We start from the raw sequence: 25,971 nt of genomic DNA, 5'->3' as shown, positions 1-25,971 counted from the left end.
TGTTCGTCGTTCGTAGGCCCGGCAAGCGTAGCGCCGCCGGGCAATGTGCCGGGTGGCGGCTTCGCCTTACCCGGCCTACAACAACTTACTCGCTTTCAGCCGGTAACTCCGGCATCCAGTCAATTGGCGTTTCGCCCTGTTTCTCCAGCCACTCATTCGCCAGCACAAAATGATTGCAGCCAAAAAAGCCGCGATGGGCTGACAGCGGTGACGGGTGCGGCGCTTTCAGCACATGATGGCGCTGAGTATCAATGATCGACCCTTTCTTCTGCGCATGCGATCCCCAGAGCAAAAAGACCACCCCTTCCCGATGCTGGTTAATCAGGCTGATGACCTTGTCGGTAAATGTCTCCCACCCGAGGCTGGCATGAGAATGGGCCTGCCCGGCACGAACCGTCAGCACAGTGTTGAGCAACAGAACACCCTGACGCGCCCAGCTTTCCAGGTAGCCATGTGAAGGGCGGGTAAACCCCGGCACCGAGGCTTCCAGCTCCTTGTACATATTCAGCAGGGAAGGGGGGATGGCAACGCCCGGACGCACAGAAAACGCCAGGCCGTGCGCCTGACCCGGTCCGTGGTAGGGATCCTGTCCCAGGATCACCACTTTGACATCTGCCAGCTCGGTAAAACGAAAGGCGTTGAACACATCTTTCTGGGGCGGATAGATGGTGATGCCGTCCTGACGTTCCGCGGCAACGGTATTCAGAGTATTAACGAAGTAAGGCTGTTTTTTTTCATCGGCCAGTACGTCGTGCCAGGTCAAAGGTGCTGTCATCTCGCTCTCCTGCGAATTTTCACTGTCTTTAGCTTAACTGCATATGACGAGGGAACAAAACTGGTGAGCCAAAAATGTCATTACATTGAAAAATATTGAAAATTTACACAGAATTTTGAAGGTGGTGCGAGGGTAAAATTGATATAAAACAATAATCTTCAGTTATCACCCTTTTGCTGGTGTGGTTTTTGTTGATTTAAGTCAAGGAATGACGAGGGTTTGACTGATATATATACACTCAAGCAACAATGGTTTTACCAATTGCCCGAACGAACGGGCGACACCCAATATTGTAGTGTAAGGGAGACATCACATGATTACTGGTATCCAGATTACTAAAGCTGCAAACGACGACCTGCTGAACTCTTTCTGGCTGCTGGACAACGAGAAAGGCGAAGCGCGCTGCGTATGCGCTAAAGCAGGCTTTGCTGAAGATGAAGTTGTTCAGGTTAATGCGCTGGGCGAGTTCGAATACCGCGAAATCCCAATGGAAATCAAACCTGAAGTCCGTGTTGAAGGCGGTCAGCATCTGAACGTTAACGTGCTGCGTCGTGAAACGCTGGAAGATGCCGTTAAGCATCCGGAAAAATATCCGCAGCTGACCATCCGTGTTTCTGGCTACGCGGTACGTTTTAACTCACTGACTGCAGAACAGCAGCGCGACGTTATTGCCCGTACCTTTACTGCCAGCCTGTAATCGTTACCCGCGTACAGATAAAAAAAGCCGGGTTTTAACCCGGCTTTTTTATTACTCTTCTTTCTGTGTCACCGGCGCGCTGCCGCTAGGCTTACGACGCTTGCCCACGTTTTTGGTATCACGGTGGCGTTGCTTCACGCGCGGTTTCTCTTTCTCTTTCGCCTTTTTCTCGGCACGTTTAGCGAGCACTTTCTTGGACGGTTTGCCCGTCATTTTTTCGCTCGGCGCACGGGTGCTCGGACGCAGTTCGTCGATCACGCGGGCCTTCAGCGGCTCTTCAACGTAACGACCAATTTTTTGCAGCAGCAGATGGTCATGCGCTTCGACCAGCGAAATGGCTGTCCCTTTACGCCCGGCACGGCCGGTACGGCCAATGCGGTGCAGATAGGTATCCGCAGTGCGCGGCAGATCGAAGTTAAACACGTGGCTGACATCAGGAATATCAATACCGCGCGCTGCAACGTCGGTCGCCACCAGCACGTTCACGCGGCCATCGGTCAGACGTTTGATCGCTTCGTTACGTTTAATCTGCACCATCTCGCCTTCGAGATAGCAGTTATTGATACCCGCTTCACGCAGCCAGGTCGCCAGCTCGTGTACACGCTCACGTTTCCGTACAAAGACGATAGAGCGGGTGGCTTCAGGCTGTTTCAGCAGGTGGATCAGCAGCGCGGTTTTATGCTGAATATCATCGGCGCGGTAGTACCACTGATGGATCTTCTTGCGTTCACGCGTGGATGGATTGGCTGACACCTCGACCGGATCTTCCAGCAGACGCTCGGCAAAATCTTTAATCGCATCGCCTTCCAGCGTCGCGGAGAAGAGCATGGTCTGCTTACGCCAGCGGGTCTCACCGGCAATGTGTTCGATATCCTGCGCAAAGCCCATATCCAGCATACGGTCAGCTTCGTCAAGAATTAAGGTTTCAACCGCACGGCAGTCGAAGTTCTCTTCTTTGATGTATTGCAGCAGACGCCCGGTCGTCGCAACGACGATATCCTGGTTCTCACTGAATACTTCGGCGTGGTTCATATAGGCCACACCGCCGGTAATGGTTGCGATATCCAGGTGGGTATTCTTCGCCAGCTCACGGGCATGATCGGCAACCTGCATCGCCAGTTCACGGGTCGGGGTGAGGATCAGAATACGCGGCGGACCTGATTTCTTACGCGGAAAATCCAGCAGATGCTGCAACGCAGGCAGCAAATAGGCTGCCGTTTTACCCGTGCCGGTTGGCGCAGAACCGAGCACGTCACGGCCCTCCAGTGCAGGCGGAATTGCCGCTTCCTGAATAGCGGTCGGGCGTGTGAAGCCTTTTTCCTGGAGCGCGTCCAGAAGGCTTTCATCGAGTTCAAGTTCGGAAAAAGTCGTTACAGTCATGTTCTACCTCTGTGTGGGGCGCTGATTATAGACGTTACGGCTGCAATCTTCATCTGTTTGTGTGGATATCCCTTTTCCGTCGTTACGCTTTCACCTATGCTACTCCCGTTTCACTTTGAAGGTTGCTCTGACATGTCTCAACTCAAAGCGCAGCTGCGCCGCGATGGTTTTACTTTTAAGCAGTTCTTTGTCGCCCACGATCGCTGTGCAATGAAAGTCGGCACTGATGGCATTTTACTGGGGGCATGGGCACCGGTAGCAGGCGTTAAACGTATCCTCGACATTGGCAGCGGCAGCGGATTATTAGCCCTGATGCTGGCGCAGCGTACCGAACACTCCGTCACGCTTGACGCGGTTGAACTGGATCCCCAGGCGGCTGAGCAGGCAGCGGAAAACGTAGCGGAATCCCCCTGGGCTTCGCGCGTATCTCTCCATTGTGCGGATGTTCTTGCCTGGGCGCCAGAGCAAACGGCTCGCTATGACCTGATTGTCAGCAACCCTCCCTATTTTGAACCGGGCGTAGCCTGTGCTACACCCCAGCGAGAGCAGGCCCGGTATACCGACACGCTCGATCATAGCGCGCTGTTAGCCTGCGCCGCCGGGTTGATCTCCGAAGAGGGATTTTTCTGCGTGGTGTTACCGGAGAGCGCAGGCAGTGCATTTATTGCCAGCGCGCTGGAGATGGGCTGGTTTTTACGCCTGCGCACTGATATCGCGGAAACCGACGGCAGGCTGCCGCACCGGGTGCTGCTGGCGCTGTCGCCGAAAGAGGGAGAGTGCTTCAGCGACAGGCTGGTGATACGTGGGCCAGATCAGCGTTATTCCGATGACTACACGGCGCTGACCCACCCCTTCTATTTATTTATGTGAGCCAGCGGTGAGAGCACCGACGGGCCGGAATGCTCAAGCTGCTCCGGATAGTCGAGCGTGTAGTGCAAACCGCGGCTCTCTTTGCGCATCATAGCGCAGCGCACAATCAGCTCCGCCACCTGAACCAGATTACGCAGTTCCAGCAAATTATTGGATACGCGGAAGTGGGCGTAATACTCATCAATTTCCTGCTGCAACATGGTAATACGGCGCAGGGCGCGTTCCAGACGTTTGGTGGTGCGCACAATGCCGACGTAATCCCACATAAAGAGGCGCAGCTCGTGCCAGTTATGCTGGATCACAACCAGTTCGTCCGGGTTCTCGACGCGGCTTTCGTCCCAGTCCGGCAGGTTTTCCACCTGGCGGGCGTAAGGCATGCGCTTCGTGATATCTTCCGCCGCTGACCAGCCGTACACAAGGCACTCCAGAAGCGAGTTTGATGCCATTCGGTTCGCGCCATGCAGGCCGGTGTAGCTCACCTCGCCGATAGCGTACAAACCGTCAACGTCGGTACGGCCATGATCGTCAACCATCACGCCGCCGCAGGTATAGTGCGCCGCGGGCACCACCGGCATTGGCTCTTTGGTGATGTCGATGCCGAGCCCCAACAGTTTTTCATAGATGGTCGGGAAGTGCTGGCGAATAAAGGCTTCGGGTTTGTGGCTGATATCCAGATACATGCAGTCCACGCCCAGGCGTTTCATCTCATGATCGATTGCGCGGGCCACAACATCACGCGGCGCCAGCTCGCCCCGCTCGTCAAAGTCCTGCATAAAGCGAGTGCCATCCGGGCGTTTTAAATGCGCGCCTTCACCGCGTAGCGCTTCTGTCAGCAGGAAGTTGCGTGCCTGCGGATGGAATAGCGCAGTGGGGTGGAACTGGTTAAATTCCAGATTGGCCACGCGACAACCCGCTCGCCAGGCCATGGCAATACCGTCCCCTGAGGAAATATCCGGGTTGGTGGTGTACTGATACACCTTAGAGGCACCGCCGGTTGCCAGTACAACCGATTTTGCCCGACAGGTTTCCACCTTCTCTTTATTACGGTTCCAGACCCAGGCTCCCACAACGCGCCGCGTGCCCGGCAGACCAATTTTATCGGAGATGATCAAATCCACCGCGTTGCTGCGTTCCAGCACCCGGATGTTGGGATGGCTTAACGCCTGGCTGACCAGCGTCGTTTCGACTGCTTTACCGGTGGCATCTGCGGCATGCAGGATCCGGCGATGGCTGTGTCCTCCTTCACGCGTCAGGTGGTAACTCTCTTCTCCGTTGGCCTGCACCTGGGTATCAAACAGCACGCCCTGATCGATCAGCCATTGCACGCAGTGGCGGGCATTACTGGCGACAAATTCAGCCGCGTGTCGGTCCACGATGCCGCCACCGGCAATCAAGGTATCTTCGACATGGGAGTCGATACTGTCAGTTTCATCAAACACCGCGGCAATTCCGCCCTGGGCATAGAAGGTAGAACCTTCGCTAACAGGACCTTTGCTGAGGACAATCACTTTCTGGTGTGGGGCGAGTCGCAGCGCCAGTGAAAGGCCGGCGGCGCCGCTGCCGATAATCAGTACGTCACAGGTGAGTTCGGAAATTGCGTTCATGATGTGTGTTTAATTTACTAAACAGTGTTTGGCCAGCATAGCACCTGAATGCGATGAATCGCACGTTTTTTTTAAGAATAGTTGCAATGACTAAACAGAGGCTGGACAGCGATAAGGAACAAAAAGGGCGAAATTATTTTGCGTAGCAGATTGTTAGCTACAGATTTTGTGGTGAAATAAAGCCCGTCTTGCGTTACCCTGCAAACGGTAAAAGACCATTTCTTAGCAGAAACTGGGTACGTATCGGTATCAGACTTATAATGATAGAAAATGAACAGTCTGCGACGTGATTAACAAAAACAAAGGCGTGACGGAACTAATTGAAATAAAGACCCTCAAAGCAACTGCTTGCTCACAGTGCAGTGTTTGGAGTGGCGTTTCGATAACGCGTGGAATTTAGGTTTGGGGAGACTTTACCTCGGATGAGCGAGCAGTTAACGGACCAGATTCTGGTTGAACGGGTCCAGAAGGGAGATCAGAAAGCCTTTAACCTACTGGTGGTGCGCTACCAGCATAAGGTGGCGAGTCTGGTGTCCCGCTATGTACCGTCAGGGGATGTTCCTGATGTGGTACAAGAGTCTTTCATTAAGGCCTATCGTGCGCTGGAATCTTTCCGGGGAGATAGTGCTTTTTATACCTGGCTGTATCGTATTGCCGTCAATACGGCTAAGAACTACCTCGTCGCTCAGGGCCGACGTCCGCCTTCAAGCGATGTCGATGCTATCGACGCTGAAAATTATGAAAGCGGCGGTGCGTTGAAAGAAATTTCGAACCCTGAGAACTTAATGTTGTCAGAAGAACTGAGACAAATAGTTTTTCGCACCATCGAGTCGCTCCCGGAAGATTTACGCATGGCAATTACGTTGCGGGAGTTAGATGGCCTGAGCTATGAAGAGATAGCCGCTATCATGGATTGCCCGGTCGGTACGGTTCGCTCACGGATCTTTCGTGCGCGAGAAGCTATTGATAATAAAGTTCAACCGCTAATCAGGCGTTGACGATAGCGGGATACTGGAAAAGGTATTAGGCATGCAGAAAGAACAACTTTCCGCTTTGATGGATGGTGAAACGCTGGACAGTGAGATGCTCAACGAGCTCTCTCGCTCTCCTGAGATGCAAAAAACCTGGGAGAGTTATCATCTCATTCGCGATACTCTGCGCGGCGATACCAGCGATGTCCTCCATTTTGATATCTCAGCTCGCGTAATGGCGGCCATAGAGAACGAACCTGTTTCTCAGGCCACCCCGCTCATCCCCGAAGCTCAACCTGCACCGCACCTGTGGCAGAAGATGCCTTTCTGGAACAAAGTGCGCCCCTGGGCGAGTCAACTGACTCAAATGGGTGTGGCTGCTTGCGTATCGCTTGCAGTTATTGTGGGCGTCCAGCACTATAACACTCAATCTGAAGTGAGCCAGCAACCAGAAGCGCCAGTGTTCAATACGCTGCCGATGATGGGCAAAGCCAGCCCGGTAAGCCTGGGCATTCCTTCTGATGCCTCGGCCGGTGCCGGTCAGCAGCAGCAGGTTCAAGAGCAGCGCCGTCGTATCAATGCGATGTTGCAGGATTATGAATTGCAGCGTCGTCTGCATTCTGAACAGCTTCAGTTTGAACAGGCGCAAACGCAGCAGGCTGCTGTGCAAGTGCCAGGAAACCAAACTTTAGGAACGCAATCGCAGTAATGAAGCAACTTTGGTGCGCCATGTCTCTGATGGCGGGTAGCCTGTTGTTCACTGTCAACGCCTCGGCTGATGTATCGTCCGGGGCGTTGTTGCAGCAAATGAACCAGGCCAGCCAGTCACTCAACTACGAGCTGTCTTTTATCAGTATCAATAAGCAAGGTGTAGAGTCGTTACGCTATCGCCATGCCCGTCTTGATAAACAGCCTCTTGCCCAGCTTTTGCAGATGGATGGTCCGCGCCGTGAAGTTGTGCAGCGTGGCAATGAAATCAGCTATTTCGAGCCGGGTCTCGAACCCTTTACGCTGAATGGCGACTACATTGTTGATTCGCTGCCTTCGCTTATCTATACCGATTTTAAACGGTTGTCCCCTTACTACGACTTCATTTCCGTAGGACGTACCCGTATCGCCGATCGGCTCTGCGAGGTGCTGCGGGTGGTCGCCAGAGACGGAACACGTTACAGCTATATCGTCTGGATGGATGCAGAGACCAAGCTGCCAATGCGGGTCGATCTGCTGGATCGGGATGGTGAGACGCTGGAGCAGTTCCGGGTGATCTCCTTTACTATCGACGATCAGGTCGGTAACAGCATGCAGAATCTGGCAAAAGCGAACCTGCCGCCGCTGCTCTCCGTCCCGGCGGGGGATAACGTTAACTTTAACTGGGCGCCCAACTGGATCCCGCAGGGCTTCAGTGAAGTCTCCAGCAGTCGACGCCAGCTGCCCACCATCGATACCCCGGTTGAATCCCGTCTTTACTCCGACGGCTTGTTCAGCTTCTCGGTGAACATTAACCGGGCAACACCGGTCAGTGCCGATCAGATGCTGCGTACCGGGCGTCGCACCGTCAGCACCACAATACGGGATAACGCAGAGATCACCGTTGTCGGTGAACTGCCGCCGCAAACCGCTAAACGTATCGCCGACAGCATTAAATTCAGGGCTGCACAATGATCAAAGAGTGGGCAACGGTCGTTTCATGGCATAAGGGCGTCGCGCTGGTCAGCTGCGACGTCAAAGCATCCTGCAACAGCTGCGCCTCCCGCGCCGGTTGCGGCAGCCGGGTGCTGAACAAACTTGGACCGCAGACCTCACACACGATCAGCGTGCCCAGCGCAGAGCCGCTGGTGGAAGGTCAAAAAGTCGAGTTAGGGATCGCTGAAGGTAGCCTGCTTGGCTCGGCGATGCTGGTCTATCTCTCCCCGCTGGTGGGGCTGTTTGCCCTTGGCGGGCTGTTCCAGGTGCTGTTTGGGACCGATCTCGCCGCGATGTGCGGTGCAGCGCTGGGCGGCGTGGGCGGCTTTTTACTGGCACGCGGCTTTTCCTCCCGTCTTGCGGAGCGTGAAGCGTTGCAGCCCGTTATTCTCAGCGTCGGATTGCCACCCGATCAGCTGCGTGTCGACACGCTCTCTTCAGAAGCCCGGTGATGTTACCGGGCTTTGTTTTATTTACATCTCATAAAAGAAAACGCCAGATCTTCGCGCTAAGCTTGCTGGAAGAGCATTTCCTGGTGACGGAGATGTAGTGTAGAATGCTGCGTTTTCGCACTGAAAAACGTCAGGCTAAGAACAGCGGCCTCCAGGAATTCGTAAGGCATAATTATTTAACTATATGAAGAACATACGTAACTTTTCGATCATTGCTCACATTGACCACGGTAAGTCGACGCTGTCTGACCGTATTATCCAGATTTGCGGTGGCCTGTCTGATCGTGAAATGGCAGCCCAGGTACTGGACTCCATGGACCTGGAACGCGAACGCGGTATTACCATTAAAGCGCAGAGCGTTACGCTCGACTATAAAGCGTCTGACGGTGAAACCTACCAACTTAACTTTATCGACACCCCAGGCCACGTTGACTTCTCTTATGAAGTTTCCCGTTCGCTGGCGGCCTGTGAAGGCGCGCTGCTGGTAGTTGATGCCGGGCAGGGCGTAGAAGCCCAGACCCTGGCTAACTGCTACACCGCGATGGAAATGGATCTCGAAGTGGTGCCGGTTCTGAACAAAATCGACCTGCCAGCCGCTGACCCTGAGCGCGTGGCGGAAGAGATCGAAGATATCGTCGGCATCGACGCGACCGACGCCGTGCGCTGCTCGGCGAAAACCGGCGTGGGTGTCACCGACGTGCTGGAACGTCTGGTGCGTGACATCCCGGCGCCGGAAGGCGATCCGGAGGGGCCACTGCAGGCGCTGATCATCGACTCCTGGTTCGATAACTATCTCGGCGTTGTCTCGCTGGTGCGTATTAAAAACGGCACCATGCGTAAAGGCGACAAGATCAAAGTGATGAGCACCGGACAGGTTTACAACGCTGACCGTCTGGGTATCTTCACGCCAAAACAGGTCGACCGTACCGAGCTGAAGTGCGGCGAAGTAGGCTGGCTGGTTTGTGCGATCAAAGACATCCTCGGCGCGCCAGTGGGCGATACCCTGACGGGCGCCCGTAACCCGGCAGAAAAAGCGCTGCCAGGCTTTAAAAAGGTGAAGCCGCAGGTTTATGCGGGTCTGTTCCCGGTCAGCTCTGACGATTATGAGAACTTCCGTGACGCGCTCGGCAAGCTGAGCCTGAACGATGCTTCCTTGTTCTATGAGCCAGAAAGCTCGACGGCGCTGGGCTTCGGCTTCCGCTGCGGCTTCCTCGGCCTGCTGCACATGGAGATCATTCAGGAGCGTCTGGAGCGTGAATACGATCTGGATCTGATCACCACCGCACCAACGGTAGTATACGAAGTCGAGACCACCTCGAAAGAGGTTATCTACGTCGACAGTCCATCCAAGCTGCCGCCGCTAAATAATATTCATGAATTGCGCGAGCCGATCGCCGAGTGTCACATGCTGCTGCCGCAGGAGTTCCTCGGTAACGTCATCACGCTGTGTATCGAAAAACGTGGTGTGCAGACCAACATGGTTTACCACGGTAACCAGGTGGCGCTGACCTATGAAATCCCGATGGCGGAAGTGGTGCTCGACTTCTTCGATCGTCTGAAGTCAACTTCACGCGGTTATGCGTCGCTGGATTACAACTTCAAACGCTTCCAGGCTTCCAACATGGTGCGTGTGGACGTGCTGATCAACGGCGAGCGCGTCGATGCGCTGGCGCTGATCACCCACAACGACAACGCCCCGTATCGCGGTCGCGAACTGGTCGAGAAGATGAAAGATCTCATCCCACGCCAGCAGTTCGACATTGCGATTCAGGCGGCCATTGGCAACCACATTATCGCCCGTTCTACGGTGAAACAGCTGCGTAAAAACGTTCTGGCAAAATGCTATGGCGGTGACGTCAGCCGTAAGAAGAAGCTGCTCCAGAAGCAGAAAGAAGGTAAGAAGCGTATGAAGCAGGTCGGTAACGTTGAGCTGCCGCAGGAAGCGTTCCTCGCCATTCTGCACGTTGGTAAAGACGGAAAATAACCCTTAAGGAGTTGGCATGGCGAACATGTTTGCCCTGATCCTGGTGATTGCCACACTGGTGACGGGGCTGTTGTGGTGTCTGGATAAGTTTATCTTTGCTCCGAAACGTCGCGAACGTCAGGCCGCCGCGCAGGCTGCCACGGGCGACCAGTTGGATCCGAATACCCTGAAGAAAGTCAGCCCTAAGCCGGGCTGGCTGGAAACAGGCGCTTCGGTCTTTCCGGTGCTGGCCATTGTGCTGGTGGTACGTTCGTTTATCTATGAACCTTTCCAGATCCCATCCGGTTCGATGATGCCAACGCTGCTGATCGGTGATTTTATTCTGGTCGAGAAGTTTGCTTATGGCATTAAAGATCCGATCTACCAGAAGACGCTGATCGAAACCGGCCATCCAAAACGCGGCGATATCGTGGTGTTCAAATATCCGGACGATCCGCGTCTGGATTACATCAAACGTACCGTTGGCGTACCGGGTGATAAGGTGACCTATAATCCGGTTTCCAAAGAGGTGACGGTTCAGCCTGGCTGCAGTTCCGGCACCGCTTGCGGTAGCGCATTACCGGTGACCTATTCCGGCGTTGAGCCAAGCGACTTTGTGCAGACGTTTGCCCGTCGCAACGGCGGTGAAGCGACCAGCGGTTTCTTCCAGCTACCGAAAGGCGAGACCAAAGAGAACGGTATTCGTCTGAACGAGCGTAAAGAGACCCTGGGAGATGTGACGCACCGTATCCTGACCGTCTCCATCGCGCAGGATCAGCTGGGCATGTACTATCAGCAGAAGGGGCAGCAGCTGGCGACCTGGATCGTGCCACCGGGACACTACTTCATGATGGGTGATAACCGCGACAACAGCGCGGACAGCCGTTACTGGGGCTTTGTGCCGGAAGCGAACCTGGTGGGTAAAGCCACTACCATCTGGATGAGCTTCGAGAAACAGGAAGGGGAATGGCCAACCGGCGTACGGTTAAATCGTATTGGCGGTATCCATTAATTCCTGATAAATGAGTGCGTAGCCTCTTTAACCAGAGGCTACGTGAATTATTTCACTGATAAATCTCTTCTGACTAACGACAACCCCTGTCGTTGCGTATAGAATATTCCCCCGAAGTTTAAGGTTGGCGCTGATTCAGTGCCACGGCACACGAAACCGCGTTGGCTTTCTCAGGACGGTTTCGTGTGCTGCATTTTTGACGCATTTATTCTATTGGTATCGCATGAACCCCATCGTAATTAATCGGCTTCAACGGAAGCTGGGCTACACTTTTCAGCATCAGGAGTTGTTGCAACAGGCATTAACCCATCGCAGTGCCAGCAGCAAACACAATGAGCGACTCGAATTTCTGGGCGACTCCATTTTAAGTTTTGTTATTGCGAATGCGCTTTATCACCGTTTCCCGCGTGTGGATGAAGGGGATATGAGCCGCATGCGTGCAACGCTGGTACGTGGCAATACGCTTGCCGAAATTGCCCGTGAATTTGAACTGGGTGAATGCCTGCGACTCGGGCCTGGCGAACTGAAAAGCGGCGGCTTCCGTCGTGAATCTATTCTCGCGGATACGGTCGAAGCGTTAATCGGTGGTGTTTTCCTCGACAGCGATATCCAGACGGTGGAGCAGCTGATCCTGAACTGGTATCAGACGCGTCTGGATGAGATCAGCCCGGGTGATAAACAGAAAGATCCAAAAACCCGTTTGCAGGAGTATTTGCAGGGTCGCCATCTGCCGCTGCCATCTTATCTGGTGGTGCAGGTTCGTGGCGAAGCACACGATCAGGAGTTTACCATCCATTGCCAAGTCAGTGGCCTGAGTGAACCGGTGGTTGGCACAGGTTCAAGCCGTCGTAAGGCGGAACAGGCTGCCGCCGAACAGGCGCTGAAAATGCTGGAGCTGGAATGAGCGAAGAAAAAAGTTATTGTGGATTTATTGCCATCGTTGGACGTCCGAACGTAGGCAAATCAACCCTGCTGAATAATCTGCTGGGGCAAAAGATCTCTATTACCTCCCGCAAGGCGCAGACCACCCGTCACCGCATTGTCGGTATCCATACCGAAGGGGCGTATCAGGCGATTTATGTCGATACCCCCGGTCTGCATATGGAAGAGAAGCGTGCCATTAACCGTCTGATGAACAAGGCGGCGAGCAGCTCTATCGGCGACGTTGAGCTGGTGATTTTCGTTGTTGAAGGCACCCGCTGGACGCCGGACGACGAGATGGTGCTGAACAAACTGCGTGACGGTAAAACGCCGGTGATCCTCGCGGTCAACAAAGTGGACAACGTGCAGGAAAAAGCCGATCTGCTGCCGCATCTGCAGTGGCTGGGTAGCCAGATGAACTTCCTCGATATTGTCCCGCTCTCTGCCGAGACCGGTCTGAACGTCGACACCATCGCGGGCATCGTGCGTAAGCACCTGCCGGAAGCGATTCACCACTTCCCGGAAGAGTACATCACTGACCGTTCTCAGCGTTTTATGGCGTCTGAAATCATCCGTGAGAAGCTGATGCGTTTCCTCGGCGCGGAACTGCCGTACTCTGTCACCGTTGAAATCGAACGTTTCCAGACTAACGAGCGCGGCGGATACGACATCAACGGGCTGATCCTCGTTGAACGCGAAGGGCAGAAGAAGATGGTGATTGGCAACAAAGGCGCCAAAATTAAAACCATCGGTATTGAAGCCCGTAAGGACATGCAGGAGATGTTCGAAGCGCCGGTTCACCTGGAGCTGTGGGTGAAAGTGAAATCTGGCTGGGCCGATGACGAGCGCGCGCTGCGCAGTCTTGGTTACGGCGACGACGTATAAGCCACTAAAACGTGGAAGGCTGGCAGCGCGCTTTTGTACTGCATAGTCGTCCCTGGAGCGAAACCAGCCTGATGCTGGACGTCTTCACGGAAGAGTCAGGCCGCGTGCGCCTTGTTGCCAAAGGCGCACGTTCCAAACGTTCTAACCTGAAAGGCGCTCTGCAGCCCTTCACACCGCTGCTGGTGCGCTTTGGCGGACGCGGGGAAGTGAAAACCCTGCGCAGTGCTGAAGCCGTCTCTCTGGCGCTCCCTCTCTCTGGTATTACGCTCTACAGCGGTCTGTATGTGAACGAGCTTATTACGCGCGTGCTTGAACATGAGACCCGCTTCTCTGAACTCTTTTTCGATTATCTGCACTGTCTTCAGGCCCTGGCGGGTACCACCGGTTCGCCGGAACCGACGCTGCGCCGCTTTGAGCTGGCGTTGCTTGGGCACCTGGGGTATGGGGTCGATTTTCTGCACTGCGCGGGCAGCGGCGAGCCGGTAGAGGACACCATGACCTACCGCTATCGTGAGGAGAAGGGCTTTATCGCCAGCGTGGTCATCGACAACAGTACCTTTACCGGGCGGGATCTGCGGGCGCTGGCGGAACGCGAATTTCCGGACGCCAGCACTCTGCGGGCGGCAAAACGCTTTACCCGTATTGCGCTCAAGCCGTATCTTGGTGGCAAGCCCTTAAAGAGCCGCGAATTATTCAGGCAGTTTATGCCAAAGCGTAAATGAACAACGAGAAACCGAGGATTGTCATGGCTGAATTACTGTTAGGCGTCAACATTGACCATATTGCCACGCTGCGCAATGCGCGCGGAACCGCCTATCCTGACCCGGTCCAGGCGGCCTTTATCGCCGAGCAGGCGGGTGCCGACGGTATTACCGTACATCTGCGCGAGGACCGTCGCCATATTACCGACCGCGATGTGCGTATCCTGCGCCAGACCCTGGACACCCGCATGAATCTGGAGATGGCCGTCACCGAAGAGATGCTGGCAATTGCCGTTGAGACCAAACCGCACTTCTGCTGCCTGGTGCCGGAGAAGCGCCAGGAAGTGACCACCGAAGGGGGGCTGGATGTGGCCGGTCAGTTGGATAAGATGCGTGACGCCTGCAAACGTCTGGCCGATGCCGGGATTTTAGTATCCCTGTTTATCGATGCCGATGAAGCGCAGATCAAAGCCGCCGCCGACGTTGGCGCGCCGTTCATTGAGATCCACACCGGCTGCTACGCCGATGCCGAAGACGAAGCGACCCAGGCGAAAGAGCTCGATCGCATCGCCAAAGCGGCAACCTACGCGGCGGGTCTGGGCCTGAAGGTCAATGCCGGTCACGGTCTGACCTACCATAACGTTAAGGCCATTGCGGCGATCCCGGAGATGCACGAGCTGAACATCGGCCATGCGATTATCGGGCGCGCGGTGATGAGCGGTCTGAAAGAGGCGGTGTCAGAGATGAAGCGCCTGATGCTGGAAGCCCGCAAGTAATGGCTATCCTCGGCTTAGGCACGGATATCGTTGAGATCGCCCGTATCGAGGCGGTGATTGCCCGCAGCGGCGATCGCCTTGCCCGCCGGGTGCTCAGCGATAACGAGTGGGCCATCTGGGAAGCGCACCAGCAACCGGTGCGTTTTCTTGCCAAACGTTTTGCGGTGAAGGAGGCGGCGGCAAAAGCCTTCGGCACCGGGATCCGCAACGGTCTGGCGTTCAATCAGTTCGAAGTCTTTAACGATGAGCTGGGCAAACCGCGCCTCAGGCTGTGGGGCGAGGCGCTAAATCTGGCCGAAAAGCTGGGCGTGGCGCACATGCACGTGACGCTGGCGGATGAGCGCCATTACGCCTGCGCCACGGTGATTATCGAAAGTTAAATCTTATCGGCGTGGTGCATCAGAACGAACTTGTCCCACAGCTGCTCTTCCGATTCAGGATGTGCCGGATCTTTCAGGATAGTATTGGGGATCGGGCACACCTTCTGGCAGGTTGGCGTCTCATAATGACCCACGCACTCGGTGCAGCGGTCGCTGTTAATCTCGTAAATGCTCTTTCCCATTGAAATTGCCTGGTTAGGGCATTCGGGTTCGCACATATCGCAATTGATGCATTTTTTGGTGATTAACAGCGCCATCAGGAAATTCTCAGAAACAACACAAACAGGGCGGGCATTATACGCTCATTGTCTGTTCAAACCAGTTTTTTTACCAATGCCTCGCTATGGCGAATACGTTCCGGGGCATGCTCCAGATCCTGCTGAACCAGCGCCATAAACAGCAGATCGGTCAGCATCATCTGCGCACTGGTGGACGAGATCGCCGCGCTGCGGGTGGCCTGCTCTTCAGCAATGGTATACAGACAGCGCGTGGCCCGCTGCTGCAGGGCATTGGGGGTAAAGCCGGTGATCGCCAGAATTTTGCCCCCCACGCGCAGCACTTCATCGGCGGCCAGATTAATCTCGCGGCGCTCACCGGTATAGGAGATAGCCAGCAGCAGATCGTCTGGTGCCATCGCCTGCACGGTAGCGAGCAGGGCGTGCATATCCTGCTCAACAATGGCGATCAGGCCAATCTTATTCAGCTTCCAGCCAAAATTACGCGCCACCAGCCCTGACGCGCCGATCCCGGTGAGGATCACCCGCCGCGCCGCCCGCAGCATGGCCACGCTCTCCAGCAGCTTCTCTTCGCTATTGACGTCCAGCGTGGCGTGCATCGCAGCGATGTTCTCTTTGATCAGCTTTTCACCCACCAGGCGCATCGGATCGTCGCCGCGGATCTGATTGTGCACCGGCATGGATTGCGGATTCGGGTTGCTGGCCAGCGCCTCGCTGAGCGCCAGTTTCAGGGCGGGAAAACCTTTGAAACCAATCTTTTGCGCGAATTTCACCACGCTTGACTGGCTCACGCCCGCCTCACTGGCAAGCTGCTGGGAGCTTAAATGGCGGGCACGATCGGGCTGCGAGAGTAAAAAATCCGCCAGCTTTTTATCGCTCTGGGCAAAACCCGCGTATCGCTGGCGGATGCGAATTAGACAGTTCATAGGGACTCCTGGCGAAATGTGATGACTGCAGCAATTGCGAATTCTGCTCGCCTGAATGAATTTTATATTCCATGATAATGCGCTTATTATGAATTAAAAATTCTTGAGGCACAAAAAAATGAATCTCGGCTCACTGGTATCAGAATCACGCAACCCACAAACCCTCGACCTGGATGCACTCTCCACGCTTGACCTTGTTCATCGCTTCAACCAACAGGATACGCTGGTCGCGCAGGCAGTGAAAGAAACATTGCCCGAGGTGGCAAAAGCGGTGGATGCCGCGGCAGACGCGCTGAAAGCGGGGGGACGCATTATCTATATGGGGGCAGGCACCAGCGGACGGCTGGGGGTGCTGGATGCTTCAGAGTGCCCACCCACCTTTGGCGTACCACATGGCCTGGTCATCGGCCTCATCGCCGGTGGGCCGGGGGCACTGCTGAAAGCGGTGGAAGGGGCAGAGGACAGCAAGCAGCTCGGTGAAGACGATCTCAAAGCACTTAATCTGACCGCGCAGGATCTGGTGGTCGGGCTGGCGGCCTCTGGGCGCACGCCATACGTGATTGGCGGGCTGGAGTATGCGAACCAGACCGGCTGCACTACCGTGGCCATCTCCTGCAATCCAGGCTCACCCATTGCCCAGGTGGCGACGATCGCCATCTCGCCGGTTGTCGGCCCGGAAGCGCTGACCGGCTCCACCCGCCTGAAATCCGGCACGGCGCAAAAGCTGGTGCTGAATATGATCTCCACCGGGGCAATGGTGAAGTTCGGTAAGGTCTACCAGAACCTGATGGTGGACATGAAAGCGACCAACGTGAAGCTCATTGACCGGGCATGCCGCATGGTGGTCGAAGCCACCGGCGCCTCCCGCGAAGAGGCGGAAAAGGTACTGCAGCAGACCGGGTATGACGTCAAACCGGCCATTCTGATGATTTTAAGCGGGCTGGATGCCGCTGCGGCGCGCGCCAGGCTTGATGCGCATCAGGGATTCTTACGTGCGGCATTAGAAAACTAAAGAGGCGTAAATGGAAAAAACAGTAGCGCTCGCCAGCGGTATTCTTGCGGGGATCGGCGGGGAAAAAAATATACGGCGTCTGGAAAACTGTATGACGCGGGTGAGGGTGGAAGTTCAGGATGACGACAAGCTCGATCCGGCCACCCTGAAAAAACTGCCCGGCGTCAGCGGGTACGTGAAGCAGGGGGAGCAGCACCAGCTCATCGTCGGCCCCGGTAAGGCCGCACAGGTGGTGGATGCCATGCGCTCCCTGATGGGCGGGGCGGTGATTGATGATGCCGAGCGTACCAAAGCGCAGGCAAAAGCCAAATATAAAGCCCCGATGAGCGATGCGCTACGCATGCTGGCAAATGTCTTTATTCCGCTCATTCCAGCCTTTATTGCTTCAGGGCTCATCACCGGCATTATCAATATCCTGAAACGCCCGGACATTGTCGGGGATTTTGCGACCCAATATCCAAACCTGCTCGGGATCCTCGGCATTTTCGGCAGCGCGGTCTTTGCCATCATGCACATTCTGGTGGGGGTGAATACCGCCAAAGTGTTTGGCGGCTCGCAGGCCTTAGGCGGGGTGATGGCCGGCATTCTCTCCAGCCCGCAGCTGGCGCAAATCACCCTGTTCGGCGAAGCGCTGCAGCCGGGGCGCGGCGGGGTGATCGCCGTGCTGCTGGTGGTGGTGTTGATGTGCTGGCTTGAGAAAAAGCTGCGTAATATCCTGCCAGGCTCCCTGGAGCTGATCCTCAACCCGCTGCTGACCACGCTTATCACCGGCAGTATCGCCATCATCGCCCTGCAGCCGCTGGGAGGCTGGATCTCGGAGTCCATCGCCCACGGTGCCTCCTGGGCTATCGATCGCGGTGGATTCCTGGTGGGGGCGGTGCTATCGGGCACCTTCCTGCCGCTGGTGCTGACCGGTTTACATCAGGGGCTGGTGCCGATCCACGTTGAGCTGGTGCAGGCGCACGGCTACAACGCCCTGCTGCCTATCCTGGCAATGGCCGGGGTCGGACAGATCGGCGCGGCCATCGCGGTGCTGATGAAAACCCGCAATGCACGCCTGAAAAAGGTGATCAAAGGGGCGCTGCCGGTCGGGCTGCTGGGCATCGGCGAGCCGCTGATTTTTGGTGTCACTCTCCCGCTCGGCAAGCCGTTTATCGGGGCCTGTCTGGGCGGCGCGGTCGGTGGGGCGCTGATCGGTTACTGGAAAGTGGCGACCGTCATCACCTTTGGTATTTCCGGATTACCGCTGGCATTAACCATCGTGACCGGAAAAGTCATGCTCTATCTGTTAGGCTATTTGGTAGCGGTGATCGCCGGGTTCCTGTTTACCTGGCTGTTAGGGTTTAACGATCCAGAGGAGTAAGGTTTGGCAAATAACGAGCGTCGCGTAGTCTTTTTTGATCTGGACGGAACGCTGCATCAGCAGGATATGTTCGGCACGTTTATGCGCTATTTACTGCGCCGACAGCCCCTGAATGCCCTGCTCGTATTGCCTCTGCTGCCGATCATTGGCGGCGTGTTGCTGGTGAAGGGGCGCGCCGCTCGCTGGCCGATGAGCCTGCTGCTGTGGGGGTGTACCTTCGGCCACAGCGAAGCCCGGCTTAAACAGCTGGAGAAAGAGTTTGTCAGCTGGTTTCGCGCGCATGTCACCGCGTTTCCGGTGGTGCAGGATCGGCTGACAAACTACCTGGACGCCAACGATGCCGACATCTGGCTCATCACCGGCTCGCCGCAGCCGCTGGTGGAACAGGTCTATTTTGATACCCCCTGGCTGCCGCGCGTTAACCTGATCGCCACCCAGATTGGCCGCGCCTACGGCGGCTGGGTGCTGACCATGCGCTGTCTTGGGCATGAGAAGGTGGCACAGCTGGAGAAGAAAATTGGCACCCCGCTGCGGCTCTACAGCGGCTACAGCGACAGCAAACAGGATAACCCGCTGCTCTACTTCTGCCAGCACCGCTGGCGCGTCACGCCGCTGGGCGAACTTCAGCAACTGGAATGATTTTGTGATTATGCATAGCGGGTGTGTATAATGCGCCCGCTTTTCAGACTGGAGTATGCTGCGTTGTCCGACCCTGAACTTAATCATGAATACTGGATGCGCCATGCGCTCCAGCTTGCCCAACGTGCCTGGGATGAAGGCGAAGTCCCGGTCGGTGCCGTGCTGGTACACAATAATCAGGTGATCGGCGAAGGCTGGAATCGCCCGATTGGTCGCCACGACCCCACCGCCCATGCCGAAATTATGGCCCTGCGCCAGGGCGGGCTGGTGCTGCAAAACTACCGCCTGCTGGACACCACCCTGTATGTCACTCTCGAACCTTGCGTCATGTGCTCCGGCGCCATGATCCACAGCCGGATCGGTACGGTGGTGTATGGCGCGCGGGATGAAAAAACCGGTGCGGCAGGTTCGCTGCTGGACGTGCTCAGTCACCCCGGCATGAACCATCAGGTCAAGGTTATTGGAGAGGTGCTGGCACCAGCGTGTTCGGCGATGCTAAGTGACTTCTTTCGAATGCGGCGTCAGCAGAAAAAGCAGCAAAAGGCAGAATCGAAGTTATCGGGTGAGTAAGCTCATCCGGTGCCACCACCGGATAGGCCTGGGCCAGCTGCTGGGCTGCCTGCGCCTCTTTCTCTTTCTCCATCAGATACCCCACCAGGCTTATCTGGTATTTGCGGATATTTTCCACGTAGGCGTACGCCTCGTGGCCGCGCGCGTAGCCATAGGTCAACTTGCTGTAATACGGCTTCTGACTCAGCAGCGGCAGACGCTGTTTTACGTCTGACCAGCTGTCGGGGTTGCCTTTGGTTTTCGCGGTCAGGGCGCGGGCATCGATCATGTGGGCATAGCCCATGTTATAGGCCGCCAGCGCAAACCAGATCCGCTCCTCTTCCGGGACGCTCTCCGGCACTCTGTCCATCATCGCCTGCAGGTAGCGCGCGCCGCCGCTGATGCTCTGCTCAGCATCGGTACGGTCGGTCAGGCCCAGGCTCTGGGCGGTGTTTTTGGTCAGCATCATCAGGCCGCGTACCCCCGTTGGCGAGGTGGCCAGCGCGTCCCAGTGAGACTCCTGGTACGAGATGGCGGCCAGCAGTCGCCAGTCAATCTCCTGGGCATACTTCACAAACAGCGGCTTCAGCGTCGGCAGGACATTATCCACCGCCCGCAGGAAGCTGCGGGTATCGACATAGTCGAAGCCATCCCCGTGACCGAGGTACTTCTCCTCCAGACGCGCCAGCGTGCCGTCTTCATTCATCCTGTTAAAGAAATCGAGCATGGCGGCGGAGAGCGTCTGGTCGGCGTCGAGAGGGCTAAACCAGGTGACAGGCTGCTCGTCAGTGACGTCCAGCGCCACGGCCAGCTCCGGGTGAACGCGCTGGAACAGGCTGATGGCAACCGAGTCGGCGATGGTGTAGGGCAATTTCCCGTCCGTCACTTGCTCCAGCAGCGCCGTGGTGCCGAGCTTCTTATCAACCTTCCAGCTAAGTTCAGGGTACTTTTTTTCTTTCAGCGCCCGAAGGTCGTCAATGACGACATGGCCCGGGGCAACGGTGAGCTGCTCGGCGGTGAGCCCGGCAAGCGTGCGTGGGCGCAGGCTGCCCACGCGATAGACCAGCTGCTGCGAGACAGAGTAGTAGGTTGGGCCTGGCTGATAGTTTTTGCTGCGCTCGCTGTTATAGACCAGGCCAGCAGCCAGCATGTCAGCCTTGTCATTGTCCAGGTCGTCAAACAGCTGGCTGATGTTCTGGCGTACCGTAATCTTGAGCTTTACGCCCAGATAGTCAGCAAAATGCTGCGCCAGCTCGTAATCCAGCCCAATGACTTTATCGTTGATCGCACTGTAGGTGAGGGGAGAGGCCACAGTACTGACGCGCAGCTCCCCCCGCGCCTGAATGGCGGCGATGCGATTTTCGGCTTTACCGAACCAGGGGATTGAAGGCCAAAGGGCCGCTGCCAGCAGCAGGGTCACGATGCCGATGAACAGATAATTAATCTTTAATTTTTTCAATAAGTTGATTCTATGAGCTGTGTATTATTTTGGTTTGTAGTCGTCACAGTAAAAACAAGTATTACCAAAGATTTCGCGGCATTTTGCGTAAAGTTACGCCACTTGGCAACTTATTAGCGGGAAAGGCAACACCAATGGTTAAATGACGACGACGATTTTATTACGACGCAAACGGTTTCGTCGGCGCGCAGGATCCACTATAATGGCGCCCGTTTTCCCCCCTTGCGCACACTGTAAGCGCCTCCGGCGCTTCGAAGACGAGAGACTTATGATGGAAATTCTGCGTGGTTCGCCTGCACTGTCTGCCTTCCGTATCAATAAATTGCTGGCACGTTTTCAGGCGGCCGACCTTCCGGTAAGCAATATTTACGCTGAGTATGTCCATTTTGCTGACCTGAATGCGCCCTTATCGGCAGACGAACGGAGCCGACTGGAACGCCTGCTGAAGTACGGGCCAAGCCTGAGCAGCCATACCCCGAACGGTAAACTTCTGCTGGTCACGCCTCGCCCTGGCACCATCTCCCCCTGGTCTTCTAAAGCAACCGACATCGCCCATAACTGTGGTCTGAGCCAGATTAACCGTCTGGAGCGGGGCGTGGCCTATTACGTTGAAGCCGCAAGCCTGACTCACGAACAGTGGTCAGGCGTGGCAACAGAACTGCACGACCGCATGATGGAGAGCGTCTTCGCCTCTCTCGACGACGCGCAGCAGCTTTTCTCTCACCATCAGCCTGCGCCCGTGCAGAGCGTGGACCTGCTGGGTGAAGGCCGTCAGGCGCTGATCGACGCCAACCTGCGTCTGGGTCTGGCGCTGGCCGAAGATGAGATTGACTACCTGCAGGACGCGTTCATTAAGCTGAACCGCAACCCGAACGACATCGAACTCTATATGTTCGCGCAGGCCAACTCAGAACACTGCCGCCACAAGATTTTCAACGCCGACTGGATTATCGACGGCGAGCAACAGCCAAAGTCGCTGTTCAAAATGATCAAAAACACCTTCGAGCAAACCCCTGATCACGTGCTGTCGGCCTATAAAGACAACGCCGCAGTCATGGAAGGTTCCGAGGTGGGCCGCTTCTTCGCCGATCGCGAAGCGGGGCGCTATGACTTCCATCAGGAGCCGGCGCATATCCTGATGAAGGTTGAAACCCACAACCACCCGACGGCGATCTCGCCGTGGCCGGGTGCTGCAACCGGCTCCGGCGGTGAAATCCGCGACGAAGGCGCAACCGGCCGTGGGGCAAAACCAAAAGCGGGTCTGGTCGGTTTCTCCGTCTCCAACCTGCGTATCCCGGGCTTTGAACAGCCGTGGGAAGACGATTTTGGCAAACCAGAGCGTATTGTTACCGCGCTGGATATCATGACCGACGGCCCACTGGGCGGCGCGGCGTTTAACAACGAATTTGGTCGTCCGGCACTGAACGGTTACTTCCGTACCTACGAAGAGAAGGTGGACAGCCACAACGGCGAAGAGCTGCGCGGCTACCATAAGCCGATCATGCTGGCAGGCGGGATCGGCAACATTCGCGCCGATCACGTGCAGAAGGGCGAGATCGTCGTGGGTGCCAAGCTGATCGTGCTGGGCGGCCCGGCGATGAATATCGGTCTGGGCGGCGGGGCAGCCTCCTCTATGGCATCCGGCCAGTCTGATGCGGATCTCGACTTCGCTTCCGTACAGCGCGACAACCCGGAGATGGAGCGCCGTTGCCAGGAGGTGATCGACCGCTGCTGGCAGCTGGGCGACGCCAACCCGATCCTCTTTATTCACGACGTGGGCGCGGGTGGTCTCTCCAACGCCATGCCGGAGCTGGTGAGCGACGGCAACCGCGGGGGCCGCTTCAACCTGCGCGACATCCTGAGTGATGAACCCGGCATGAGCCCGCTGGAGATCTGGTGTAACGAATCCCAGGAGCGCTACGTGCTGGCCGTTGCCCCGGATCAGCTGCCGCTGTTTGACGAGCTCTGCCGCCGCGAGCGCGCCCCGTATGCGGTGATCGGTGAGGCCACCGAAGAGATGCACCTCTCCTTAAGCGATACTCACTTCGACAACCAGCCGATCGATCTGCCGCTGGACGTGCTGCTGGGTAAAACGCCGAAGATGACCCGCGACGTTGAATCCCGCAAAGCGAGCGGTAAAGCCCTCGACCTGCAGGGTGTGACCGTTGCCGAGGCGGTTAACCGCGTTCTGCATCTGCCGGCGGTGGCGGAGAAAACCTTCCTTGTCACCATCGGTGACCGTACCGTGACCGGCATGGTCGCCCGCGATCAGATGGTGGGCCCGTGGCAGGTGCCGGTGGCGAACTGCGCGGTCACCACCGCCAGCCTCGACAGCTACTACGGTGAAGCGATGGCGCTGGGCGAACGCTCTCCGGTGGCGCTGCTGGACTTTGCCGCTTCTGCCCGCCTGGCGGTGGGTGAAGCGCTGACTAACATCGCCGCCACCCAGATTGGCGACATCAAACGCATCAAGCTCTCCGCCAACTGGATGGCCGCAGCCGGTCACCCGGGTGAAGACGCCGGGCTGTACGAAGCGGTGAAAGCGGTGGGTGAAGAGCTCTGCCCGGCGCTGGGCCTGACCATTCCGGTGGGTAAAGACTCCATGTCGATGAAAACCCGCTGGCAGGAAGGCAACGAACAGCGCGAGATGACTTCGCCGCTGTCGCTGGTGATCACCGCCTTTGCCCGCGTGGAAGATGTGCGTCACACCATTACCCCGCAGCTCTCTACCGAAGACAACGCCCTGCTGCTGATTGACCTGGGTAAAGGTCACAACGCACTGGGGGCCACCGCACTGGCGCAGGTTTATCGCCAGTTGGGCGACAAAGCGGCAGACGTGCGCGATGTGGCGCAGCTAAAAGGCTTCTACGATGCCATTCAGGCGCTGGTGGCGCAGCGTAAACTGCTGGCCTACCACGACCGTTCCGACGGCGGCCTGCTGGTCACCCTGGCGGAAATGGCCTTCACCGGCCACTGCGGCGTGGAAGTGAATATTGCCTCTCTGGGTAACGATAATCTGGCTGCGCTGTTCAACGAAGAGCTGGGCGCCGTGATTCAGGTGCGTGCGGCCGATCGCGAGGCAGTGGAAGCGCTGCTGGCACAGTACGGTCTCGGCGACTGCGTACATTATCTGGGTAAAGCGGTGAGCGGCGATCGTTTTGTTATCGACGCGAATGGCCAGACGGTCTTTGCCGAAAGCCGCTCCACGCTGCGTATGTGGTGGGCGGAAACCACCTGGCAGATGCAGCGTCTGCGCGATAACCCGGCGTGCGCCGATCAGGAGCACGAGGCGAAAGCCAACGACAACGATCCGGGCCTGAACGTGAAGCTGTCGTTCGACATCAATGAAGATATTGCCGCGCCGTACATTGCGAAGGGTGCGCGTCCAAAAGTGGCTGTCCTGCGTGAGCAGGGCGTCAACTCCCACGTTGAGATGGCGGCCGCCTTCCACCGTGCAGGCTTCGATGCCATCGACGTTCACATGAGCGACCTGCTGGCAGGGCGCACCGGTCTGGCTGATTTCCAGGCGCTGGTGGCTTGCGGCGGCTTCTCCTACGGTGACGTGCTGGGCGCGGGCGAGGGCTGGGCAAAATCCATCCTCTTCAACGAACGCGTCCGCGATGAGTTCGAAACCTTCTTCCATCGTCCACAGACCCTGGCGTTGGGCGTCTGTAACGGCTGCCAGATGATGTCGAACCTGCGTGAGCTGATTCCGGGCAGCGAAGCCTGGCCGCGCTTTGTGCGTAACCAGTCCGATCGCTTCGAAGCGCGTTTCAGCCTGGTGGAAGTGACCCAGAGCCCGTCTCTGCTGCTGCAGGGAATGGTGGGGTCGCAGATGCCGATCGCTGTCTCCCACGGTGAAGGGCAGGTTGAACTGCGTGATGCCGCGCATCTGGCGGAGCTGGAGAGCAAAGGTCTGGTGGCGCTGCGCTTTGTCGATAACTTCGGCAAGGTAACGCAAAACTATCCGGCAAACCCGAACGGCTCTGCCAACGGGATCACCGCGGTGACCAGCGAAAGCGGTCGCGTCACGGTGATGATGCCGCACCCTGAGCGCGTGTTCCGCACCGTCAGCAACTCCTGGCACCCGGAAAACTGGGGCGAGGACAGCCCGTGGATGCGTATCTTCCGCAACGCGCGTAAGCAGTTAGGTTAAGAGATCGTTGTTGTGCCCGGTGGCGCTTCGCTTACCGGGCCTCCAAAGGCCGGATAAATTTTGTAGGCCGGGCAAACGCAGTGCCGCCCGGCAATTCCCCAGTGTCGCAAATGTGCGACAACTCACATTCTGCGGTGTCGCTAAAAAGCGACACTTAAGTTTTTGATTTTTATAGGGGTAACAAGAATCCTGTCAGGGTGTTGCCGATTAGCGACAGATAGCCTGAAAATCATCACGGGCTAAATGAATCCCTGAAACCCTATAAGTTCATACTTTTCAACATATTAATATTTTTATTTGCATTTTGGCACATCTGTTGCATAATAGTAACCAGTGGCTCATTCACCTTCTTATGTCAGCCCCTTCGGGACGTGCTACATAAACTTCGAATGACGCACAAAAAGGTGCCTGCCGTCCAACTACTGATCATAGCGTTGCTTTATCAGACCCAGGGCGAAACGTCGAGTTAGGCACCGCCTCATTCCACAACAAAGCCGGGTTTTTAACCCGGCTTTGTTGTATCTGAACGCTTGTCCGGCTAGCATCCCCTTACCCCCTCGC

The 25,971-nt window shown here is 56.5% G+C and carries 25 protein-coding genes; 19 read left to right on the top strand and 6 right to left on the bottom strand.

Going from position 1 to position 25,971, the window contains the following annotated elements:
- Positions 1-85: 85 nt before the first annotated feature.
- Positions 86-775, bottom strand: coding sequence for a uracil-DNA glycosylase (gene ung / locus GNG26_RS16790; protein ID WP_103180764.1), 690 nt, complete (start codon positions 773-775; stop codon positions 86-88).
- A gap of 313 nt (positions 776-1,088) precedes the next feature.
- Here ung and grcA point away from each other — a divergent pair, with 313 nt between their 5' ends.
- Complete coding sequence (gene grcA / locus GNG26_RS16785; RefSeq protein ID WP_103824585.1) at positions 1,089-1,472, top strand: autonomous glycyl radical cofactor GrcA; 384 nt, start codon at positions 1,089-1,091, stop codon at positions 1,470-1,472.
- A gap of 51 nt (positions 1,473-1,523) precedes the next feature.
- On the opposite strand, the gene srmB is transcribed toward grcA, so the two are convergent.
- Positions 1,524-2,852 (bottom strand): ATP-dependent RNA helicase SrmB, encoded by a 1,329-nt coding sequence (gene srmB / locus GNG26_RS16780; protein WP_103824586.1) that lies wholly within the window; start codon positions 2,850-2,852, stop codon positions 1,524-1,526.
- 132 nt (positions 2,853-2,984) lie between these two features.
- On the opposite strand from srmB, the gene GNG26_RS16775 reads away from it, so the two are divergent.
- Positions 2,985-3,722, top strand: coding sequence for a tRNA1(Val) (adenine(37)-N6)-methyltransferase (locus GNG26_RS16775; RefSeq protein ID WP_156239609.1), 738 nt, complete (start codon positions 2,985-2,987; stop codon positions 3,720-3,722).
- On the opposite strand, the gene nadB is transcribed toward GNG26_RS16775, so the two are convergent.
- A complete protein-coding gene (gene nadB, locus GNG26_RS16770) occupies positions 3,707-5,326 on the bottom strand; it encodes an L-aspartate oxidase (RefSeq protein ID WP_103824588.1) in 1,620 nt (539 codons plus the stop codon). The two genes, GNG26_RS16775 and nadB, sit on opposite strands and share 16 nt — an antisense overlap.
- A 357-nt stretch (positions 5,327-5,683) precedes the next feature.
- Here nadB and rseD point away from each other — a divergent pair, with 357 nt between their 5' ends.
- The 12 genes from rseD (at position 5,684) to acpS (ending at position 15,070) form a co-directional block, all read left to right on the top strand.
- Positions 5,684-5,752, top strand: coding sequence for a rpoE leader peptide RseD (rseD, locus tag GNG26_RS22760; RefSeq protein ID WP_233212310.1), 69 nt, complete (start codon positions 5,684-5,686; stop codon positions 5,750-5,752).
- Positions 5,749-6,324, top strand: coding sequence for an RNA polymerase sigma factor RpoE (gene rpoE / locus GNG26_RS16760; RefSeq protein ID WP_103824590.1), 576 nt, complete (start codon positions 5,749-5,751; stop codon positions 6,322-6,324). Before rseD ends, rpoE begins: the two co-directional genes overlap by 4 nt.
- 31 nt (positions 6,325-6,355) lie before the next feature.
- Positions 6,356-7,006 (top strand): anti-sigma-E factor RseA, encoded by a 651-nt coding sequence (rseA, locus tag GNG26_RS16755; protein ID WP_039029767.1) that lies wholly within the window; start codon positions 6,356-6,358, stop codon positions 7,004-7,006.
- The gene (gene rseB / locus GNG26_RS16750) at positions 7,006-7,959 is read left to right on the top strand and encodes a sigma-E factor regulatory protein RseB (protein ID WP_103180757.1); all 954 of its coding nucleotides are present in this window, start codon (positions 7,006-7,008) and stop codon (positions 7,957-7,959) included. Before rseA ends, rseB begins: the two co-directional genes overlap by 1 nt.
- Positions 7,956-8,432: a SoxR-reducing system protein RseC gene (gene rseC, locus GNG26_RS16745; protein ID WP_156239608.1), complete on the top strand. Its 477-nt coding sequence runs from the start codon at positions 7,956-7,958 to the stop codon at positions 8,430-8,432. Before rseB ends, rseC begins: the two co-directional genes overlap by 4 nt.
- A gap of 184 nt (positions 8,433-8,616) precedes the next feature.
- Positions 8,617-10,416, top strand: coding sequence for a translation elongation factor 4 (gene lepA, locus GNG26_RS16740; protein WP_103180755.1), 1,800 nt, complete (start codon positions 8,617-8,619; stop codon positions 10,414-10,416).
- A gap of 16 nt (positions 10,417-10,432) precedes the next feature.
- Entirely contained in the window at positions 10,433-11,407 is a 975-nt protein-coding gene (gene lepB, locus GNG26_RS16735; RefSeq protein ID WP_103824593.1) for a signal peptidase I, read from the top strand.
- A gap of 223 nt (positions 11,408-11,630) precedes the next feature.
- On the top strand, positions 11,631-12,311 hold the full coding sequence (gene rnc, locus GNG26_RS16730) for a ribonuclease III (protein ID WP_103180753.1): 681 nt from the start codon (positions 11,631-11,633) through the stop codon (positions 12,309-12,311).
- Positions 12,308-13,213, top strand: a complete 906-nt coding sequence (gene era, locus GNG26_RS16725) for a GTPase Era (RefSeq protein ID WP_103180752.1) — start codon at positions 12,308-12,310, stop codon at positions 13,211-13,213. The genes rnc and era overlap by 4 nt, the downstream gene beginning before the upstream one ends.
- 11 nt (positions 13,214-13,224) lie before the next feature.
- The gene (gene recO, locus GNG26_RS16720; protein ID WP_114314206.1) at positions 13,225-13,935 is read left to right on the top strand and encodes a DNA repair protein RecO; all 711 of its coding nucleotides are present in this window, start codon (positions 13,225-13,227) and stop codon (positions 13,933-13,935) included.
- Positions 13,936-13,958: 23 nt separating this feature from the next.
- Positions 13,959-14,690 (top strand): pyridoxine 5'-phosphate synthase, encoded by a 732-nt coding sequence (gene pdxJ, locus GNG26_RS16715; RefSeq protein ID WP_103181123.1) that lies wholly within the window; start codon positions 13,959-13,961, stop codon positions 14,688-14,690.
- Positions 14,690-15,070: a holo-ACP synthase gene (gene acpS, locus GNG26_RS16710; RefSeq protein ID WP_103824595.1), complete on the top strand. Its 381-nt coding sequence runs from the start codon at positions 14,690-14,692 to the stop codon at positions 15,068-15,070. Before pdxJ ends, acpS begins: the two co-directional genes overlap by 1 nt.
- Here the strand turns inward: acpS and GNG26_RS16705 are convergent.
- A complete protein-coding gene (locus tag GNG26_RS16705; protein WP_156239606.1) occupies positions 15,067-15,327 on the bottom strand; it encodes a YfhL family 4Fe-4S dicluster ferredoxin in 261 nt (86 codons plus the stop codon). The genes acpS and GNG26_RS16705 overlap by 4 nt on opposite strands.
- A gap of 56 nt (positions 15,328-15,383) precedes the next feature.
- Positions 15,384-16,232 (bottom strand): MurR/RpiR family transcriptional regulator, encoded by an 849-nt coding sequence (locus GNG26_RS16700; protein WP_156239604.1) that lies wholly within the window; start codon positions 16,230-16,232, stop codon positions 15,384-15,386.
- 118 nt (positions 16,233-16,350) lie between these two features.
- Here GNG26_RS16700 and murQ point away from each other — a divergent pair, with 118 nt between their 5' ends.
- Genes murQ through tadA form a run of 4 tightly spaced genes read left to right on the top strand, consistent with a single transcriptional unit; the run spans position 16,351 to position 19,816 of the window.
- Positions 16,351-17,244, top strand: a complete 894-nt coding sequence (gene murQ, locus GNG26_RS16695; RefSeq protein ID WP_114314209.1) for an N-acetylmuramic acid 6-phosphate etherase — start codon at positions 16,351-16,353, stop codon at positions 17,242-17,244.
- 10 nt (positions 17,245-17,254) lie between these two features.
- On the top strand, positions 17,255-18,607 hold the full coding sequence (locus GNG26_RS16690) for a PTS transporter subunit EIIC (protein ID WP_114385948.1): 1,353 nt from the start codon (positions 17,255-17,257) through the stop codon (positions 18,605-18,607).
- A gap of 3 nt (positions 18,608-18,610) precedes the next feature.
- Entirely contained in the window at positions 18,611-19,246 is a 636-nt protein-coding gene (gene yfhb / locus GNG26_RS16685; RefSeq protein WP_156239602.1) for a phosphatidylglycerophosphatase C, read from the top strand.
- Between the two features lie 30 nt (positions 19,247-19,276).
- Positions 19,277-19,816: a tRNA adenosine(34) deaminase TadA gene (gene tadA / locus GNG26_RS16680; RefSeq protein WP_114314212.1), complete on the top strand. Its 540-nt coding sequence runs from the start codon at positions 19,277-19,279 to the stop codon at positions 19,814-19,816.
- On the opposite strand, the gene mltF is transcribed toward tadA, so the two are convergent.
- The gene (gene mltF / locus GNG26_RS16675; RefSeq protein WP_103824602.1) at positions 19,704-21,254 is read right to left on the bottom strand and encodes a membrane-bound lytic murein transglycosylase MltF; all 1,551 of its coding nucleotides are present in this window, start codon (positions 21,252-21,254) and stop codon (positions 19,704-19,706) included. The genes tadA and mltF overlap by 113 nt on opposite strands.
- 268 nt (positions 21,255-21,522) lie before the next feature.
- Between mltF and purL the strand changes: the two genes are divergently transcribed.
- Entirely contained in the window at positions 21,523-25,410 is a 3,888-nt protein-coding gene (purL, locus tag GNG26_RS16670; protein ID WP_156239600.1) for a phosphoribosylformylglycinamidine synthase, read from the top strand.
- The last annotated feature ends 561 nt before the right edge of the window (positions 25,411-25,971 follow it).

The organism is Leclercia sp. J807, from assembly GCF_009734465.1.
Lineage (GTDB): Bacteria > Pseudomonadota > Gammaproteobacteria > Enterobacterales > Enterobacteriaceae > Enterobacter.
The sequence above is the reverse complement of the archived record's forward strand: the minus strand, read 5'-3'. Positions and strand labels throughout refer to the sequence as shown.

Coding starts and splice junctions, on each gene's coding strand:
- ung (WP_103180764.1), bottom strand. CDS start 775: ATGACAGCACCTTTGACCTGGCACGACGTACTGGCCGATGAAAAAAAA.
- grcA (WP_103824585.1), top strand. CDS start 1,089: ATGATTACTGGTATCCAGATTACTAAAGCTGCAAACGACGACCTGCTG.
- srmB (WP_103824586.1), bottom strand. CDS start 2,852: ATGACTGTAACGACTTTTTCCGAACTTGAACTCGATGAAAGCCTTCTG.
- GNG26_RS16775 (WP_156239609.1), top strand. CDS start 2,985: ATGTCTCAACTCAAAGCGCAGCTGCGCCGCGATGGTTTTACTTTTAAG.
- nadB (WP_103824588.1), bottom strand. CDS start 5,326: ATGAACGCAATTTCCGAACTCACCTGTGACGTACTGATTATCGGCAGC.
- rpoE (WP_103824590.1), top strand. CDS start 5,749: ATGAGCGAGCAGTTAACGGACCAGATTCTGGTTGAACGGGTCCAGAAG.
- rseA (WP_039029767.1), top strand. CDS start 6,356: ATGCAGAAAGAACAACTTTCCGCTTTGATGGATGGTGAAACGCTGGAC.
- rseB (WP_103180757.1), top strand. CDS start 7,006: ATGAAGCAACTTTGGTGCGCCATGTCTCTGATGGCGGGTAGCCTGTTG.
- rseC (WP_156239608.1), top strand. CDS start 7,956: ATGATCAAAGAGTGGGCAACGGTCGTTTCATGGCATAAGGGCGTCGCG.
- lepA (WP_103180755.1), top strand. CDS start 8,617: ATGAAGAACATACGTAACTTTTCGATCATTGCTCACATTGACCACGGT.
- lepB (WP_103824593.1), top strand. CDS start 10,433: ATGGCGAACATGTTTGCCCTGATCCTGGTGATTGCCACACTGGTGACG.
- rnc (WP_103180753.1), top strand. CDS start 11,631: ATGAACCCCATCGTAATTAATCGGCTTCAACGGAAGCTGGGCTACACT.
- era (WP_103180752.1), top strand. CDS start 12,308: ATGAGCGAAGAAAAAAGTTATTGTGGATTTATTGCCATCGTTGGACGT.
- pdxJ (WP_103181123.1), top strand. CDS start 13,959: ATGGCTGAATTACTGTTAGGCGTCAACATTGACCATATTGCCACGCTG.
- acpS (WP_103824595.1), top strand. CDS start 14,690: ATGGCTATCCTCGGCTTAGGCACGGATATCGTTGAGATCGCCCGTATC.
- GNG26_RS16705 (WP_156239606.1), bottom strand. CDS start 15,327: ATGGCGCTGTTAATCACCAAAAAATGCATCAATTGCGATATGTGCGAA.
- GNG26_RS16700 (WP_156239604.1), bottom strand. CDS start 16,232: ATGAACTGTCTAATTCGCATCCGCCAGCGATACGCGGGTTTTGCCCAG.
- murQ (WP_114314209.1), top strand. CDS start 16,351: ATGAATCTCGGCTCACTGGTATCAGAATCACGCAACCCACAAACCCTC.
- GNG26_RS16690 (WP_114385948.1), top strand. CDS start 17,255: ATGGAAAAAACAGTAGCGCTCGCCAGCGGTATTCTTGCGGGGATCGGC.
- tadA (WP_114314212.1), top strand. CDS start 19,277: ATGCGCCCGCTTTTCAGACTGGAGTATGCTGCGTTGTCCGACCCTGAA.
- purL (WP_156239600.1), top strand. CDS start 21,523: ATGATGGAAATTCTGCGTGGTTCGCCTGCACTGTCTGCCTTCCGTATC.